Genomic DNA, 15,979 nt, shown 5'->3' on the forward strand with positions numbered 1-15,979 from the left:
CAATATCCGGAAGCGGGCTGCGCGATTCGGATTTCGCGCGGCCCCTGACGCATGATCGGGCCTGATCCGGGGCGAGAAATCAGCGAAGCAGATACAGCATGATCGCCAACGGGATCGTCAGGGCCAGACCGCTCCCGACGATCGCCACGATCCATGCCGCGGCGCGCCCGTAGCGATCCTCCACCAGGCGGATGGCATCCTCCAGCAATCCGGTGATCGGGCCGTCCATGGCGCGATACTGAACTTTTTTTCGCGCCATGTCACACGCGCCGGTTCCCGCTCGTCATGCAATCGGAACCAAGGAAAGGAACACCGATCATGACGACCAAGCTCGACCCCTTCGCCGCCGCCCCCTCGCTCATGAAGACCTGGATGGGCACCTCGCTCGCCGTCGCCGGCAGCCTTGAAGCCAGCCTGGTCGAACTGGTGAAGATCCGCGCCTCGCAGATCAACGCCTGCGCCAACTGCATCAACATGCACACCGTCGAGGCGCGCGCCAAGGGTGAGACCGAGCAGCGCATCTATCTGCTCTCCGCCTGGCGCGAGGCGCCCTGCTACACCGATCGCGAGCGCGCGGCGCTCGGCTGGACGGAGGCATTGACGCGGCTCTCCGAAGGGCACACCCATGAAACCGCCTATGACGCGCTCAAGGCAGAGTTCAGCGAGGAGGAACAGGTGAAGCTGACCCTGATGATCAACGTCATCAACGGCTGGAACCGCCTGGCCGTGGGCTTCGGCCTGTGGCTGGACATGGCCCCCGCCAAGGCCGCCGCCTGATGACCGATATGGACACGGATAGGGGGATGGAGGACGCGGCGGAGAGTTTCGATCCGCTGCGCCCCCGTCTCGTCCGCGTCGCCTATCGCATGCTCGGCTCGGTCGCCGATGCCGAGGATGCGGTGCAGGACGCCTTCATCCGCTGGATGGGCACCGATCGGACAGAGGTGCGCGAGCCCGAGGCGTTCCTGCGCCGCACGGTGACGCGGCTTTGCCTGGACCAGCTCAAATCGGCGCGGCGCCAGCGCGAAACCTATATCGGCCCCTGGCTGCCCGATCCGATCGTCGAGGAGGAAGAAGAGGAGGATGTCAGCCTGCCGCTGATGCTCGCGCTCGAACGGCTCTCCCCGCTCGAACGCGCAGCCTTCCTGCTGCACGACGTGTTCGGCCTAGGGTTCGAGGAAGTCGCGGTAACGATCCAGCGCGATCCCGCCGCCTGCCGTCAGCTCGCCAACCGGGCGCGCGCGCATGTCCGCGAGGCACGCCCGCGCTTCAAGCTGGAAAAGGCGCATGGGCTGGAAATCGCCAACGCCTTTTTCGCGGCCTCGCGCAGCGGCGACATGACCGCGCTGGGCGCGATGCTGGCGGCGGACGTCAGCGTGCATTCGGATGGCGGCGGCAAGCGCCCGGCGGCGGTGCGGCCGGCGATCGGCTATGGCCAGGTGATGACGCTGCACAAGGCGCTGGCGGTGCTGTTCCGCAAATATGGATCGGAACTCGTCCATGCCGGCTTCATCAACGGCCTGCCCGGCTTCGTCACGCGCGAGGCCGATGGCGAACTCCAGACCACCGCGCTCGATATCGAGGACGGCAAGATCACCGCGATCTACGTCATGCGCAATCCGGACAAGCTGAAGCATCTGCATTGAAGTGGCCATTGGTGAGCGGAGCAAGGCCCGCTATCAGCGACCGGATGACGATGCCCCTGCCCCAGCGCTTCACCACCCCGGACATGCGATCCCGGCTGGGCCTGATCGCGGAAAGCCATGAACGGCTGACCGGCCGGCCGCTCGCGCCCGGGAACGCCGATCCGGCGGAGACGCTGTGGAGCGCGCCGCGCGTGATCGTGGCGCATGGCGTCCAGGCCGATCCGGTCTTCTTCTTCGGCAATCGCGCCGCGCTGGACCGGTTCGAGACGACGATCGACGCGTTCACCGCCATGCCCTCCCGCCTTTCGGCCGAAGCGCTGCTGCGCGAGGAGCGGCAGGCCCTGCTCGACCGCGTGACCCGCAACGGCTTCATCGACGATTATTCGGGGATCCGCATCTCGGCCGGGGGACGCCGCTTCCGCATCGAGCAAGCGACGGTGTGGAACCTGATCGATGCGCAAGGCGCGATCCATGGGCAGGCCGCGACCTTCGATCGCTGGATCGATCTGCCCGCCGATTGACCCGCCGCGAGGCGCCGCGCTAGGGTCCGGCGCCATGACTGCTGAGGTCGTGATGGTATCAGATCGGGATGAGCCGCCAGGAGGGGCGCGCAGCACGTGGCATCGCCACGTGCAAGCGTTCCGACGCCGCGGATCGCCCGATATGATGCCACCCTTCGGGCGAGGAGGAATTGGATCCCTGGCGTCGTTGCTCGATTGCCGGATAGCGATGCTATCCGGCGCACTCGCGCCTCGCCATGAACCCAATTCGTCCTCGTCACGGCCTCAGCAGTCATGGCGCCGGACCCTAATCCCCGGCAAGAAGGATGGATGGACGATCGACGGTGATTGCGAAAAGACTGGCCGACAGCGGCGCCGCGTTCATCGCCGATATCGTCGGGATTTCCGCCGACCTCTTCCGCCACGCCGCCGGCGATGACGCGCTCGACCGGCTTGGCGAGGCGCTCGGAAGAATCTGCCAGTTCAACGATTTCATCGTCCTGCTGTACCGGCCACAGTCGCGCCCGCTGATCCTGACGACCAATCTCGGCATGGAGTGGCTGGCCGATCGCCTGTCGGACTATATCGACGGCCTGTACCTGCTCGATCCCTATTATCAGAAGGCGGTCGCCGAGGAGAGCGGCTTCCACCGGCTGACCGACATCAGCCCGGAAGACTATTTCATCTCCGAATATCACGACCATTTCTACCAGCACACCAACATCGTCGAGGAGACGCGCTTCATCGTGCCGCTCGATCAGGGGGGATCGCTGCAAGTGCTTGTCGCCCGCGCCGGCGACGATGTGAAGTTCCAGGATATCGAGCTGGATCTGCTGCGCGCGTTCCATCCGCTGGTTTCGGAATATTGCCGCTTTCATCTGGCGCAAGCGGGCCGGCACTATGGCGCCTCGCCCCAGGGCGCCGACAGTTTCGACCTGCGCGACAAGATCGCGGCCCTGCCCGGCGCCCAACTGACCGCGCGCGAGATCGACACGGTCGAACTGATGCTGAAGGGGCATTCGACCAAGTCGGTCGCCCGGCTGCTCAACATCGACGACGGCACCGTTTCGAACCACAAGCGCAACATCTACCAGAAGCTGGACATCCATTCGCAGGCGCAGCTCTTCAACCTGTTCCTGGAGAGCCTGACCGGCTGATGCCAAGACACGATGAGCGTGCCTCATCGCATCCTGGTCTAGCCCGCGCGGCGATTGAGCGTTTCAGGGTTCAGCCGCCGGCCGCTTTCAACCGCGGTTGCGCCGGAAACCAGCTCTTCATCCGAACGATCGCCTCCTCGATCTGCGGTGTCTCCACCGCGAAGCTCATGCGCATGAAATGGCGGCCATCGACCGGATCGAAATCGATGCCGGGCGCGGTCGCCACCCCGGTTTCGTCAAGCAGCTTCATGCACAGGCCCAGGCTGTCTTCACCCAGATGCGCGACCGAGGCGTAGATGTAGAAGGCCCCATCGGGCGGCGCGATCGCATCGAGGCCGAGCGCGGGCAGCGCATCGAGCAGGAGTTCGCGGTTGCGCCGATACGTTTCGACGCGGCCATCGAGTTCCTGCGCGCATTCGAACGCGGCGAGGCCGGCATGCTGGCTGAGCGACGGCGGCGTCAGGAACATGTTGCCCATGCGCGCGCGGGCGGGCGCGACATGTGTTTCCGGCACCACCAGCCAGCCCAGCCGCCAGCCGGTCATGCAGAAATATTTGGAGAAGCTGTTCACGACGAACGCGTCATCCAGATATTGCAGCATCGAATGCGCGGGCTCGCCGAAGCTCAGGCCATGGTAGATTTCGTCTGAAATCACGTGGATATTCCGATCCGCGCACAGGCGGGCGATGCGCGCCATTTCGTCCGGGGCGATGATCGTCCCGGTCGGATTTGCGGGGCTTGCGATGACGAGACCGTCGGGCACGGGATCGAGCGCCGCGATCGCATCGGCGGACAGGCGGAAACGCTGCGCGGCGCCGCACTCGATTTCCAGCACCTTCATATGCAGCGCGCGCAGATTGTTGCGATAGGCGACATAGCCCGGGCGCGCGGTCGCGATGGTTTGCCCCGGCGCGAACGCGGTGGTCAGCGCCAGGATCAGCGCGGGGGACGCACCGCACGTGAGGATGATCCGCTCGGGCCGGATATCGACGCCATGCGATTGCCGGTAATGCTCCGAAATCCGCCGCTTGAGCGCGTCGCTTTCCCAATAGCCCAACGGATCGGTGTCGAGCGCCTCTCGCGCCGCCGCGATCGCCGCCCGCGGCGCCCCCGTCGAAGGCTGGCCGAACTCCATATGGATAACCGATCGCCCCGCCGATTGCAGCGCATAGGCATGGCGGCTGACATCGATGGTGTGAAAGGCGTCGATCTCGGCGGTCATTCAGGCTCTCCCCTGCGAATGATCTTTTCGCGGGCGACGCGGGCGGGCAATCTCATGGATTGCAGGGGTGGACCGGCCGGGCTTGCGCCGCCCCTATGGTTTTTTGCACGGTTGTTGCGTGGGCGCTGCCCCGGTAGCGCGACGGGGACGACGGCAGGCGACGGCAGCGAGGCCGTGCGAGATGGAGAGACGGCATGGCATCCGCAGTCAAGGACCCGCAGGCGCCCCGCGCCGTCAGCCTGGATGACCGATGGACCGTCGACAGCGGCCGGATCCTGCTCAACGGCACCCAGGCGATCGCGCGCGTGCTGCTGGCGCAGCACGCCATCGATGCGTCCAATGGACTGAACACCGCCGGCTATATCTCGGGCTATCGCGGATCGCCGCTCGGCAATGTCGATACGACGCTCTGGTCGGTCGCCAAACGACTGGAGGCGGCGAACGTTGTTTTCCAGCCCGGCCTCAACGAGGATATCGCGGCGACGGCGGTGCGCGGCACGCAGCAGATCGCCGCGGTGCCCGGCCAGAAATATGACGGCGTCTTCGCCGCCTGGTACGGCAAGGGACCGGGCGTCGACCGGTCGGGCGATGCGCTGAAGCACGGCAATTTCGGCGGCGCGCACCGCCATGGCGGCGTCGCCATCTTCTATGGCGACGATCATGCCGGCAAGTCGTCGACGATCGCGCATCACAGCGAACAGGCGATGGCTGCCGCCTTCATCCCCTCGCTCTATCCCGCCAATGCCGCCGAGATCCTGGACTACGGCCTGCTCGCCTTCGCACTGTCGCGCTACAGCGGATCCTGGGTGGGCATCAAATGCGTGACCGAAGTGGTCGAACAGACGGTTTCGGCGGATATCGACCTGCCCGGCTTCGCGCCCGTCGCCCCGCCCTATCCCACGCTGCCGCCAGAGGGCGTCCATGTTCAGTCGGGCGCCTTCAACCCGCTGGGCGAGGAACTGATCGTCGTCGATCACCGCCTGCCGCTGGTGCAGCGCTTCGTCCGCGCCAACCGCATCGATCGCACGATCTTCCGCGCGCAATCGCCCCGTCTCGGCATCGTGACGGCGGGCAAGAGCCATGGCGACACGCGCCAGGCGCTCGAACTTCTCGGGCTCGATGAAACATCGGCGGCACGGCTGGGGCTGTCGCTCTACAAGGTCGGCTGCATCTGGCCGCTAGAACCCGAGGGCATCGCCGAATTCGCCATGGGCCACGACACGATCCTGGTCGTCGAGGAGAAGACCAGTTTCGTCGAGGCGCAGATCGCGTCGATCCTGGTCAACCGGCCCGAACGCCCGCGCCTGATCGGCAAGCGCGACGAGGATGGCGCGATATTGATGTCGTCGGCCATGCCGCTGGAACCGATCGGGATCGCGCTGGCGATCGCGGCGCGGCTGGACCGGCTGGGGATCGACGACCACGGCGTCCGCACCGCGCGCGATGCGCTGGCACCCCGGTCCGTGACGAGCACGGGCAATGCCGCGCTGCCACGGCGCGCGCCCTATTTCTGTTCGGGCTGCCCGCACAGCCGATCGACCAGGATTCCCGCCGGCAGCATCAGCATGACGGGCATCGGCTGCCACACGATGGCGACCTTCGTGCGGCCGAAAGAGGCGCTCCTCCCCACGCATATGGGCGGCGAAGGCACCAACTGGATCGGCATGGCCCCGTTCAGCGAGACCAGCCATATCTTCCAGAATATGGGCGACGGCACCTATTATCATTCAGGCCTGCTCGCCATCCGCGCCGCGATCGCATCGGGCGTCAACATCACCTACAAGATCCTCTACAACGACGCGGTCGCCATGACCGGCGGGCAGCCCGTCGACGGACCGATCTCGGTGGCGGAGATCGCGCAGCAGGTGGCGCATGAAGGCGTGCGCACGATCATCCTGGTCAGCGACAATCCCGATGCGCATCGCGGCAATGCCGAGCTGCCCGCCGGCATCCGGATCGAGCATCGCGACAATCTGGACAACGTCCAGCGCGAGCTGCGCGAGATTCCCGGCTGCACCGTGCTGATCTACGAACAGACCTGCGCGGCGGAGAAAAGGCGGCGGCGCAAGCGCGGCCTCTATCCCGATCCGCCCAAGCGGCTCTTCATCTCCAAGGCGGTGTGCGAAGGCTGCGGCGACTGTTCGGTGCAGTCCACCTGCGTCAGCCTGGCGCCGGTCGAAACCGAATTCGGCACCAAGCGCCGCATCGATCAGTCGAGCTGCAACAAGGATTATAGCTGCCTGAACGGCTTCTGCCCCAGCTTCATCACCGTCCACGGTGCCGAGCCGCGCAAGCGCGAACGGCTCGATTTCGACACGACCCTGCTCGACGGCCTGCCCGATGCGCCGATCGCCCCGATCGCGCGCGGCACCTATAACATCATGGTCGCCGGCATCGGCGGCACCGGCGTGATCACCGTCGCCGCGATCATCGGCATGGCCGCCCATCTGGAGGGGCGCGCGGCATCGATGTTCGACATGACCGGGCTGGCGCAGAAGAACGGCGCGGTGTTCAGCCATATCCGCCTGGCCGATACGCCCGAACGCATCGCCAGCCAGAAGATCGGCCGGCGTGAGACCGACGCCCTGCTCGCCTTCGATCTTGTCGCGGCGCTTGCCGACGAAGCGGCATCGACGCTGGAGCCGGGCCGCAGCCGCGCGCTCGTCAACGGCGATGTCACCTCGACGGTGGCGTTCCAGTTCGATCGCAACGCGACGGTGGATGGCGGCGCGCTGACGCAAAGGCTGACCGCGCTGATCGGCGAACAGGCGATCCAGCGGATCGACGCGACCGCGCTGGCGACCGGGATCCTGGGAGACAGCATCGCCGCCAATCTGTTCATGGTCGGCGTCGCAGCGCAGCGCGGCCTGCTGCCCGTCGGCACCGCCGCGATCGAACAGGCCGTCACGCTCAACAACACGGCGATCGCGTTCAACCTGATGGCGTTCCGGCTCGGGCGCCTCTATGCCGAGCAGCCCGATCGCGTGACGGCGATGCGGCGCGGCGAAGCGGCACCGCAACCCGATCATTCGCTCGACGCCGTCATCGCGGCCCGCAGCGCGCATCTGACCGACTATCAGGGCGAAGCCTATGCCCGGCGCTATCGCGATCTGGTCGAACGCGTCCGCCAGGCCGAACAGGCCACACTGCCGGAGAGCGACGCGATGACCATGGCGGTCGCGCGCAACTATGCCAGATTGCTCGCCTACAAGGACGAATATGAAGTGGCGCGGCTGCTGACGCATCCGTCGCTTCAGGCCGAGCTTGAACAGACCTTCGCCGATGGCGCGAAACTGTCGTTCAACCTGGCGCCGCCGATGCTGCCGGGGCGCACGCCCGACGGCCGCCCGCGCAAGCGCGAATTCGGCGCGGCGAAGCTGCGCCCGTTCCTGAAGCTGCTGGCATCGGCCAAGGGGCTGCGCGGCACCGCCTTCGATCCGTTCGGCCGCACCGCCGAACGCCGGATGGAGCGGCGACTGATCGCCGACTACGAAGCGCTGGTCGAAACCGCATTGCGGCGGCTGACGCCCGAGAATCACGGGTCGGCGACGCAATTGCTGGGCCTGGCGGACATGATCCGGGGCTTCGGCCCGGTCAAGGAAGCGGCGGTCGAGAGCTATCAGGCGAAGCTCGCCGAGCATGAAGCCGCCGCTTGACGCGGTGATCGAGACCGAGCAGGCCGCCCTTCAGCTTTGAGCCGAGGGTTTCAGACATGTCCGTCACGATCTCGCTTCTGGGTCTTCCGACCGACGTCAATTCATCGCATCTGCGCGGACCGGCGACAGCGCCGGCCGCGATCCGGGCGAGCCTGGCCTCTGGATCGTCCAACATGTGGTCCGAAAATGGCTGGGATCTGGAGAGCGACGGGCTGCTGCGCGATCGCGGCGATGCGGCGCTCACCGAAAGCCCGGCGGATCTGGATATCATCGCCGATGCGGCGGCAGGCCTGTTCGCGGAAGGGCCCGCGATCTTCCTGGGCGGCGATCATTTCGTGAGCTGGCCGGTTCTGGAAGGGCTGCGCCGTGCCGGCCACCCCGCCCCGCATCTGGTGCATATCGACGCGCATCCCGATCTCTATCCCGATTTCGACGGCAACCCGCATTCGCACGCCTCGCCGATGGCGCGGATCATGGAAGGCGGGCTGGCGGCAAGCCTGACACAGATCGGCGTGCGCACGATCAACGCCACGCAAAAGGGCCAGATCGAACTTTATGGCGTGAACGCCTTCACCGCACGCCAATATGGCGCGGCGATGGCGGCGCTGCCCAAGGGCCCCGTCTATATCTCGATCGATCTCGACGGCCTGGATCCCGCGTACGCGCCCGGCGTCTCGCACCATGAACCCGGCGGGCTTTCGGTGCGCGAAGTGCTCGACCTGATCGACCGTCTGTCCGGCCCGGTGATCGGCGCCGACATCGTCGAACTCAATCCGGTCCACGACATCAACGGCATGACCGCGACGGTCGCGGCCAAGCTCGTCAAGGAGCTGGCCGGGCGGATGGCGCAGGATCGGGCATGAAGGGCTGGCCGCCATCAAAATGAGCCAAGCCGGCCTTATGCCGCGTCACCAACACCTCCGTTCGGGCTGAGCCTGTCGAAGCCCTTGTCCTTCCTTCGCGGGGGTGTGTAGGAAGTAGGGGGGTCGCCAAGCACAGCCCCAACCGTTGGGAGGATCCTGACACCGCATAAACAACGGTGACGATCTCAATCCTGCGTGACGAACGCGGCCTTGCGGATCGAGGGGCGATTGCGCAGCCGTTCGACCAGCGCGTCGCCCGCACCGTCGGCGGCGCGATCGAATTCCAGTCGCACGCGCATCCGCGCGCCCGCCGAATCGATCGCGATGCCGAGCGGCATCAGCGCATGGGCGCGCACCAGATCGAGCAGTTCGGCGAGGAAGGATGCATCGCGCTCCCCCTCCACATCCAGGCGCAACAGGCGTTCGCGCGGGATCTTGGGCGGGAAGACGGGAGAGGGGAAAGCCGGACGCAATGCGCCGGACGCAGTCATAACGGTCATGTCGGAACTCACTGGAACGAAGGAAAAACGCTTTGGCCCGGCAACGGGCGCAGTGATGGTCGGATCAGCCGATCCGACCGCGCATAATTCGGACACCGGATACCACGCACGGCATGCCGGCGCCGATGCTAAGTCGCATCGCGCATCCGTTCGCAGCCATGATCGCGCCCTTCGGCATCGCGCTTTCGTCCAAGTCCTTCATTCGAGGAACGCAGGGTCCCTACACCATGCGCACGTAAAAGTGAAAATCAAATATATGATCTCGGAGGCTGTTTGCCTTCTCAGCGCGCCACATAGCCATGGCCGAGCGCAAGGAAGGTCTGGCGCCGCCGCACACGCTCGTCCGCGCCGAAATGCCAGACATCGGTGAAGCGCACGCGGCGCGCATCGCCCTCTGCACCGACACCGCGAAACTCGCCCAAGGCGACGACACTGTCGTCATCGGCCCAGAGCTGTTCGATATCATGCACGCCGCGTATCTGCCGCTCCTCGCGGAAGAAGTGCGAAATCTCCGAAATCCCCGAATAGGTGGCGTCGGCGCGCTCATAGACGGCATCGGCCGCGAACAGCGCAAGCACCCAATCGAGATCGACCCGGTCGATATGCGCATAATAGTCCCGGATCACGCCTTGCCGGGGTTGTGTCGTGCCCATCTTCCCTACCTGGATTGCGGTTGGTTCTGACGGGATATCTACGAACGGATGCCGGGTAATTGCATCGACGGACATTCGCACTTATCGATTATATGAGTAATATCATGACCCGGATTCAGCGATTTCAAGCATGACTATATCTCTGGACCAGACCGACCGCGCGATCCTGTCACTGCTGCAGCAGGACGGATCGCTTTCGATCGCCGAACTCGCGGACAGGCTGGGCATGACGCCGCCGCCCTGCTGGCGGCGCGTGAAGCGGCTGAAGGACGAAGGGGTGTTGCGGCGCCAGACCTGGATCGTCGATCCGGAAGCGATCGGCATCAACCTGATCGTCTATGCCACCATCCGGCTGGCCGCGCACGACGCCACCGCCACCCAGCAATTTCGCGACCGGATCAAGACCTGGCCCGAAGTGCTGGAATGCTACATCCTGCTCGGCGCCATCGACGTGCTCGTCAAGATCGCGGTCAAGGACATCAAATATTACGAGGAATTCTTCTTCAAGAAGCTCTCGCAGCTTCCCGGCGTGAGGGAAGTCAATTCCAGCGTCGTCGTATCGGGCATCAAGGATACGACCGCGCTGCCGCTGGATTTCATCTAGTGGTCTGAGTGGATCGGACCTCCGTCAAAAGCAGACGCTTTTGTCGGATACGATCCACTAGCGCCCCTTGGTGGCGAATCGGGTTCGGAGCGCCTGCAACTCGCGCTGCGACACCGGCGCCAATCCGGCCGCCGCCTTGCCCTCGCGAAGCCGCTTGCGGTCCCGCTCCGACGGTTCGACGCGGCGGACGCGCACCTGGGCATGGCCCTGCGCCTTGACGCCGAGCTGTTCGGCCGCGCCGCGCGACAGGTCGATGATGCGCTGCGTTTGCGCGAACGGCCCGCGATCATTGACCCGGACGATGATCCGCCGCCCGGTATCGAGCGCCGTCACCTCCACATAGGTCGGCAGTGGCAGCGTGGTGTGCGCGGCTGTGATCCAGCCGGGGCGGAATTTCTCGCCATTGGCGGTGCGGTTTCCGGACTCGCTGCCATACCAGCTCGCATAGCCCAGCACGTCATAGGCGGGCGCGGCGGCAGGCACATAGGTGGTGCCGCGCACCGAATAGGGCGGCCCGATCCGGACCGGCGTATCGCTGACATCCCGGAAATTGCCGCCCGCGCACGCCGAAAGCATCAGCAGCGCCGCTGCGCTCGTGAAGCGGATCGTGATCGGATGCCCCTGCATCTTTAGGTCCCTAAAGCATCGTGCGGAAAAACGGGAACCGGTTTTCCGCAGAAAACGATGCGACAGCACATGGCGAAGCATCGTGCGGAGAAGATGGAGGACGGTTCAGGGTGCAGGCCGTGTCCGGGCGGCTTCCTGCCGCCTGCGGGCGAAGCGCCCCGCCCGCGCGGCGTTGCGCGCCGCGATCGGCGACGCGGCGAAGGTCGACTTGAACGCGCGGGTGAAGCTCGCGGGATGCTCATAGCCCGTCTCGAGCGCGATCTCGATCATCGGCATGTCCGAATCGATCACCAGATCGAGCGCCAGGTCCATCCGCAGGCGATCCCGGACATTGCAGACCGTCTCGCCATAGAGTTGGCGAAAGCCGTGCTGGAGACGACGGCGCGACATGCCGACCATGCCGGCCAGATCGTCGACACGTACCGGCGCCTGGGGATTGGCGCGCAATATCTGCATCGCCTTCTCAAGCCTGCGGAGATCGGCGGCCGAAAGGCGCTCGCCCAGATGGACATGCGCGGCATCGGTCATCGCGGCAAGCACATGACAGATCAATTCGCTGGCCTTTGCCCGCATATAGGCGGTGCGGAACATGCCGTCATAAGGGCATTCCAGCAAATGCACCGCCGCCAGCGAAACCGCCGGATGCGTCACCGGCACATGGCGGGCGCGCAGTTCGTCGCCATCGAGGAAGGCGCGCATGTCCTGGGGCAGCGCGCGTGGATCAATGCCGGTCGCATCCCGGAAGTGCTCGCAGTCGATGACGATGCTGATCCAGCGCAGATGCTTGCCCGGCTCGTAGAAGGTTTCGACGGCGCCGCCCTCGCGCAGCCCGTAAACGGTGCAGAAGCCGCGCGTCATTGGATCGGCCGGTGTCGTCCCTCCGGGGTCGGCGAAGGGTATCACCCCATCGACGACGATCGACATCACCAGATGATCGGTCATGCGATGGGAGCGCGGCGTCGGCATCACCGCTACCATGTCGGTGACGATCAGGCTCAGCCCATTGCCGAGTTCGTGAAACTCCCAGCCGCCGCGCGCGACATTGATATCGTAATCATACCGGAAACCCGCCTCCCCCAACGGCTTGAACCAGCCGTCATCGGCGCCGGGCGTGCGAACGCCGGTGTCATGGGCGGAGCGGAACATCCGCTTCATGTCCTGGATACTGCGCGTCGCCGGTGTCCGGGGCGGAAAGTTCGGATTCGTCATCGCAGCCTCCCGCACCATGCCGATCCCGACCGCCGGCCTCGCCGCCCCAACGCGATTGCGCCCATGCTACAGGATAGATGCGCGCAGCGCGACGACTTAACCCCGACGGTCGCCGACTTATCCGACCGGGCACCCGCATGCCGGCCGTTCGAGCATTATCGGGACGTCCCGCCCAGTTGCATCGCCAGCCAGGCAGACGCCTCTTCCAGCGCCCGGTCCGCCAGCGGCGCGATCGAAACGGCTTCGAGGAAGCTGTGCGTGGCGCCCGCATAGATGCGCGATGTCACCGCCGAACCGGCGTCCGCCAGGCGCGACGCCATGGCGAGATTCTCATCCGCCAGCACGTCGCATTCGGCGATCGCGAAGAAGGCGGACGGCAGGCCCGCCGGATCGGCACGCATCGGACAGGCGAAAGGATCATCGAGATCCGCCGCATCGCGCGCGTAATTCGCCCAGAACACCGCCATCTCGGCGGTGGTCAGGTTATAGTCCGGGCCGTCATAGCGCGTGTAGCTCGGATGAACCGGCCGGCTGTCGAGCGCGCCGTAATTGACCAGCATGGCGGCGAGAACGGGCTCGCCGGCCGCGCGCAGCCGGAGATTGGCGGCGATCGACATGTTGCCGCCCACCGAATCGCCGGCGATCGCGATGCGCGACGCATCGAGCCCCAGCGCCGAACCCTCCGCGCGGAGCCAGCGGATCGCCGAGACGATCTCGTCGAGCGCGACGGGAAACTTGGCTTCGGGCGACAGGCTGTAGTCGACGCCCACCACCGCCACACCCGCACGCGCGGCATATTCGCGCATCAGCCGGTCATGGGTGTCGAGGCTGAACATCGTCCAGCCGCCGCCATGGATATAGACCAGGATCGGCATGTCCGGCCGATGATCGGGGCGGTGGATCCGGATACGCACGCCATGCGGCCCGATCCGGCGTTCCTCGGTCGCGGCCATGACCGGCCCGCCCGCCGTCCAGGGCGCGCGCACATCTTCCGCAACGCGCCGCCGTTCGGCGAGCGGCAGGCGGTCGAAATCGGGATAGCGGCCATAGGCGGCGGCAACCTCGCGCTGGAAACGCCGGATATCGGGATCGAGATCGTCGAGGACCGGGGAACCGTCATGCATCGATCAGCCCTCGGCGAATGCGCGGCCGAGGCGGGAATTGCGAACGCCGTAGAGCAGGTAGAAGGCGAGACCGAAGCACAGATACACTCCCAATATGATGGCGGGCACCCACTCGCCGACTGTGGCCTTGTGGATGATGTCGAGGATGACCGGGCCGATCATCAGAATGCAGAAGAGCAGGGCGAGCACGGGCACGACGCCCAGCCACATGCCGCCGATCCGCACGCCGCCGAACGGAACGCGGAACGGGCGCGGCAGATCGGGCTGCGTCGTGCGCAGCCACATCACGCTGATCGCCACGGTCGCGAACACGAAGCCGGTGCCGATGCTGACAAGGTCGCCGAGCATCGAGATCGGCAGGAACGCGGCGGCGATGCCCGCCGTCAGCGCGACGAACCAGGTGCCCTGGTGCGGCGTCTGGAACCGCGCATGGACGCGGCTGAACAGCGGCGGCAGCAACCCGTCGCGCGACATGGCGTAGCAGATGCGCGAATGCGCATAGGTGTTGACCATCAGCACCGAGCACAGGCCGGTCAGCGCGCCGACCTTGATCACCAGGGTCAGCGTCGGCAGCCCGATCGCCTCGACCGCCACCGCGACGGGATCGGGCACGTTGAGCAGGCGATAGGAAACCAGACCGGTCAGCACCGCGGCGACCGCCATATAGACGAGCGTCGCGATCGCGAGCGCGCCCAATATGCCGATCGGGATGTCGCGCTGCGGCTTGCGCGCCTCCAGCGCCGCGGTCGCCACCGCCTCGAACCCCAGATAGGCGAAGAACAGGATCGACGCACCGCGCAGCACGCCCTGCCAGCCATAGGTGAAGCCGCCCTGATTCTCGGGAATGAAGGGCTGCCAATTGGCCGGATCGACATGCGGCGCGCCGAAAGCGATGAACGCGATCAGCACGCCCACCTTCACCGTCACCATGACCGCATTGATCGCCGCCGATTGCGAAACGCCGCGCACCAGGATCAGCGCGAAGAACGCGAGCGCCCCCGTCGCGACGAGGTTGACGCCGCCGCCGGTGACGAAATGCGTGCCCGCCTGCCCCGCTTCCGGCCGCATGAACGGCGTCGCGATCATCGCGGGCACCTGCACGCCGAAATCGCCGAGCAGACTGACCAGATAGCCGGAAACCCCGACCGCGAGCGCCGATCCGGCCAGCCCGAGCTCGAGCATCAGCATCCAGCCCAGCCCCCAGGCGAACGCCTCGCCCAGCGCGGCATAGGCATAGCTGTAGGATGCGCCGGACACCGGCAGCGTCGATGAGAGCTCGGCATAGCAGAGCCCGGTAAAGGCGCAGGCAAGACCCGCGATCACGAACGACAGCATCACCGCCGGCCCGGCATAGTTGGCCGCCGCCGTGCCGGTCATCACATAGACGCCGGCGCCGATGATGCAGCCGATGCCGATCAGCACCAGATGCACCGGCCCCAATACACGCCGAAGGCCGTGATGTTCGCTGTCGTCGCGGACATCGGCGAGCGGCTTGCGGATCAGATAGCGATTGCGTGCACGGGTCATCGGCCTGCCCCCGTCATGGCCGGACCGGTTCGACGGCATCGGCAGCTTCTATCGGCCGGCCCACCGCGTGGCGCATCGCATCGGCAAGCACGGGATCGGCCAGCCCGGCGACGATCTCCTCGAAGGTGCCCGGCGCTTCGTCCTGACCGAGCTTGAAACGGGCATCGGCGGCGATCACATGCGCGCGAAAGGCGACGATATGGGGCAGAAGCTGCCCGACGCGCGCGCCCATGCGCTCGATCGTCCACGCCTCCGGGCCGCTCCCCTCGAGCGCCGCCGCCAGGCGCACCAGCGCATCGCGATTCTCGTCCGGCACGAAGGCGATCTCGACCTCGAACTTCGCCACCGCATAGTTCCAGGTCGGCCCCCAGGAGGGATTGGAGACGAGGCGCGGCGAGATATAGCCCTGTGCCCCCTGCATCAGGATGATGGCGCGGGGATCGGCGACAAGCGCCTCGACATGGCGGTTGGCGCGCGCGAAATGCCCGAACAGCGCGATGATGCGGCCGTCACCGTCAAGCTCCGCCAGCAACGGCAGCGGCGTCGCGGCGAAACCGCCCGCCCCGTTCGAAACGACCCAGCCAAGCGGATGGTCCGAAATCAGGGCGGGCACATCGGCCGGATCCCGTGGAACGAAACAGCTCATGCCTTCCCCTTGCCCATGTCGCCCATGCCCATGCCCATGCAACGG

The 15,979-nt window shown here is 66.0% G+C and carries 16 protein-coding genes; 7 read left to right on the forward strand and 9 right to left on the reverse strand.

Annotation, left to right across the window (positions count from 1 at the left end; genetic code table 11):
- Positions 1-79: 79 nt before the first annotated feature.
- Positions 80-259: a hypothetical protein gene (locus tag K7G82_RS28065; protein WP_222993613.1), complete on the reverse strand. Its 180-nt coding sequence runs from the start codon at positions 257-259 to the stop codon at positions 80-82.
- Between the two features lie 59 nt (positions 260-318).
- Between K7G82_RS28065 and K7G82_RS28070 the strand changes: the two genes are divergently transcribed.
- The 4 genes from K7G82_RS28070 (at position 319) to K7G82_RS30115 (ending at position 3,303) form a co-directional block, all read left to right on the forward strand.
- A complete protein-coding gene (locus tag K7G82_RS28070) occupies positions 319-777 on the forward strand; it encodes a carboxymuconolactone decarboxylase family protein (RefSeq protein WP_222993614.1) in 459 nt (152 codons plus the stop codon).
- Complete coding sequence (locus tag K7G82_RS28075; protein ID WP_246623945.1) at positions 777-1,646, forward strand: sigma-70 family RNA polymerase sigma factor; 870 nt, start codon at positions 777-779, stop codon at positions 1,644-1,646. The genes K7G82_RS28070 and K7G82_RS28075 overlap by 1 nt, the downstream gene beginning before the upstream one ends.
- A gap of 44 nt (positions 1,647-1,690) precedes the next feature.
- On the forward strand, positions 1,691-2,167 hold the full coding sequence (locus tag K7G82_RS28080; RefSeq protein ID WP_222993616.1) for an MEKHLA domain-containing protein: 477 nt from the start codon (positions 1,691-1,693) through the stop codon (positions 2,165-2,167).
- A gap of 323 nt (positions 2,168-2,490) precedes the next feature.
- Positions 2,491-3,303, forward strand: coding sequence for a response regulator transcription factor (locus K7G82_RS30115; protein ID WP_222993618.1), 813 nt, complete (start codon positions 2,491-2,493; stop codon positions 3,301-3,303).
- Between the two features lie 70 nt (positions 3,304-3,373).
- Here K7G82_RS30115 and K7G82_RS28090 read toward each other — a convergent pair whose 3' ends face one another.
- The gene (locus K7G82_RS28090) at positions 3,374-4,525 is read right to left on the reverse strand and encodes a pyridoxal phosphate-dependent aminotransferase (protein ID WP_222993620.1); all 1,152 of its coding nucleotides are present in this window, start codon (positions 4,523-4,525) and stop codon (positions 3,374-3,376) included.
- A 194-nt stretch (positions 4,526-4,719) separates the two neighbouring features.
- Here K7G82_RS28090 and K7G82_RS28095 point away from each other — a divergent pair, with 194 nt between their 5' ends.
- The gene (locus K7G82_RS28095) at positions 4,720-8,181 is read left to right on the forward strand and encodes an indolepyruvate ferredoxin oxidoreductase family protein (RefSeq protein ID WP_222993622.1); all 3,462 of its coding nucleotides are present in this window, start codon (positions 4,720-4,722) and stop codon (positions 8,179-8,181) included.
- Positions 8,182-8,237: 56 nt separating this feature from the next.
- Positions 8,238-9,044: an agmatinase family protein gene (locus K7G82_RS28100; protein WP_222993624.1), complete on the forward strand. Its 807-nt coding sequence runs from the start codon at positions 8,238-8,240 to the stop codon at positions 9,042-9,044.
- A gap of 185 nt (positions 9,045-9,229) precedes the next feature.
- Here K7G82_RS28100 and K7G82_RS28105 read toward each other — a convergent pair whose 3' ends face one another.
- Positions 9,230-9,544 (reverse strand): hypothetical protein, encoded by a 315-nt coding sequence (locus K7G82_RS28105; protein WP_222993626.1) that lies wholly within the window; start codon positions 9,542-9,544, stop codon positions 9,230-9,232.
- A 281-nt stretch (positions 9,545-9,825) separates the two neighbouring features.
- Positions 9,826-10,197, reverse strand: coding sequence for a nuclear transport factor 2 family protein (locus K7G82_RS28110; protein WP_222993628.1), 372 nt, complete (start codon positions 10,195-10,197; stop codon positions 9,826-9,828).
- A 130-nt stretch (positions 10,198-10,327) separates the two neighbouring features.
- Here K7G82_RS28110 and K7G82_RS28115 point away from each other — a divergent pair, with 130 nt between their 5' ends.
- Positions 10,328-10,801, forward strand: a complete 474-nt coding sequence (locus K7G82_RS28115) for an Lrp/AsnC family transcriptional regulator (RefSeq protein WP_222993630.1) — start codon at positions 10,328-10,330, stop codon at positions 10,799-10,801.
- 57 nt (positions 10,802-10,858) lie between these two features.
- On the opposite strand, the gene K7G82_RS28120 is transcribed toward K7G82_RS28115, so the two are convergent.
- The 5 genes from K7G82_RS28120 to K7G82_RS28140 form a co-directional block, all read right to left on the reverse strand.
- Positions 10,859-11,428 (reverse strand): septal ring lytic transglycosylase RlpA family protein, encoded by a 570-nt coding sequence (locus tag K7G82_RS28120; protein ID WP_222993632.1) that lies wholly within the window; start codon positions 11,426-11,428, stop codon positions 10,859-10,861.
- 105 nt (positions 11,429-11,533) lie between these two features.
- Complete coding sequence (locus tag K7G82_RS28125) at positions 11,534-12,637, reverse strand: helix-turn-helix transcriptional regulator (protein ID WP_222993634.1); 1,104 nt, start codon at positions 12,635-12,637, stop codon at positions 11,534-11,536.
- A 155-nt stretch (positions 12,638-12,792) separates the two neighbouring features.
- Positions 12,793-13,761 carry an alpha/beta hydrolase gene (locus K7G82_RS28130; protein WP_222993636.1) on the reverse strand — a complete coding sequence of 323 codons (969 nt, stop codon included), beginning with the start codon at positions 13,759-13,761 and terminating at the stop codon, positions 12,793-12,795.
- Between the two features lie 3 nt (positions 13,762-13,764).
- On the reverse strand, positions 13,765-15,288 hold the full coding sequence (locus K7G82_RS28135; RefSeq protein ID WP_222993638.1) for an amino acid permease: 1,524 nt from the start codon (positions 15,286-15,288) through the stop codon (positions 13,765-13,767).
- Positions 15,289-15,301: 13 nt separating this feature from the next.
- Positions 15,302-15,934: an FMN-binding negative transcriptional regulator gene (locus tag K7G82_RS28140; RefSeq protein WP_222993640.1), complete on the reverse strand. Its 633-nt coding sequence runs from the start codon at positions 15,932-15,934 to the stop codon at positions 15,302-15,304.
- Positions 15,935-15,979 lie beyond the last annotated feature (45 nt).

It is taken from the genome of Sphingomonas colocasiae, assembly GCF_019880585.1.
GTDB lineage: Bacteria > Pseudomonadota > Alphaproteobacteria > Sphingomonadales > Sphingomonadaceae > Sphingobium_A > Sphingobium_A colocasiae.

Excerpts from the sequence above, each read along its gene's own strand:
- K7G82_RS28130 (WP_222993636.1), bottom strand. The coding sequence starts at position 13,761 with ATGCATGACGGTTCCCCGGTCCTCGACGATCTCGATCCCGATATCCGG.
- K7G82_RS28095 (WP_222993622.1), top strand. The coding sequence starts at position 4,720 with ATGGCATCCGCAGTCAAGGACCCGCAGGCGCCCCGCGCCGTCAGCCTG.
- K7G82_RS28105 (WP_222993626.1), bottom strand. The coding sequence starts at position 9,544 with ATGACCGTTATGACTGCGTCCGGCGCATTGCGTCCGGCTTTCCCCTCT.
- K7G82_RS28120 (WP_222993632.1), bottom strand. The coding sequence starts at position 11,428 with ATGCAGGGGCATCCGATCACGATCCGCTTCACGAGCGCAGCGGCGCTG.
- K7G82_RS28100 (WP_222993624.1), top strand. The coding sequence starts at position 8,238 with ATGTCCGTCACGATCTCGCTTCTGGGTCTTCCGACCGACGTCAATTCA.
- K7G82_RS28110 (WP_222993628.1), bottom strand. The coding sequence starts at position 10,197 with ATGGGCACGACACAACCCCGGCAAGGCGTGATCCGGGACTATTATGCG.
- K7G82_RS28125 (WP_222993634.1), bottom strand. The coding sequence starts at position 12,637 with ATGACGAATCCGAACTTTCCGCCCCGGACACCGGCGACGCGCAGTATC.
- K7G82_RS28080 (WP_222993616.1), top strand. The coding sequence starts at position 1,691 with ATGACGATGCCCCTGCCCCAGCGCTTCACCACCCCGGACATGCGATCC.
- K7G82_RS28135 (WP_222993638.1), bottom strand. The coding sequence starts at position 15,288 with ATGACCCGTGCACGCAATCGCTATCTGATCCGCAAGCCGCTCGCCGAT.
- K7G82_RS28115 (WP_222993630.1), top strand. The coding sequence starts at position 10,328 with ATGACTATATCTCTGGACCAGACCGACCGCGCGATCCTGTCACTGCTG.
- K7G82_RS28070 (WP_222993614.1), top strand. The coding sequence starts at position 319 with ATGACGACCAAGCTCGACCCCTTCGCCGCCGCCCCCTCGCTCATGAAG.
- K7G82_RS28140 (WP_222993640.1), bottom strand. The coding sequence starts at position 15,934 with ATGAGCTGTTTCGTTCCACGGGATCCGGCCGATGTGCCCGCCCTGATT.
- K7G82_RS28090 (WP_222993620.1), bottom strand. The coding sequence starts at position 4,525 with ATGACCGCCGAGATCGACGCCTTTCACACCATCGATGTCAGCCGCCAT.
- K7G82_RS28065 (WP_222993613.1), bottom strand. The coding sequence starts at position 259 with ATGGCGCGAAAAAAAGTTCAGTATCGCGCCATGGACGGCCCGATCACC.
- K7G82_RS28075 (WP_246623945.1), top strand. The coding sequence starts at position 777 with ATGACCGATATGGACACGGATAGGGGGATGGAGGACGCGGCGGAGAGT.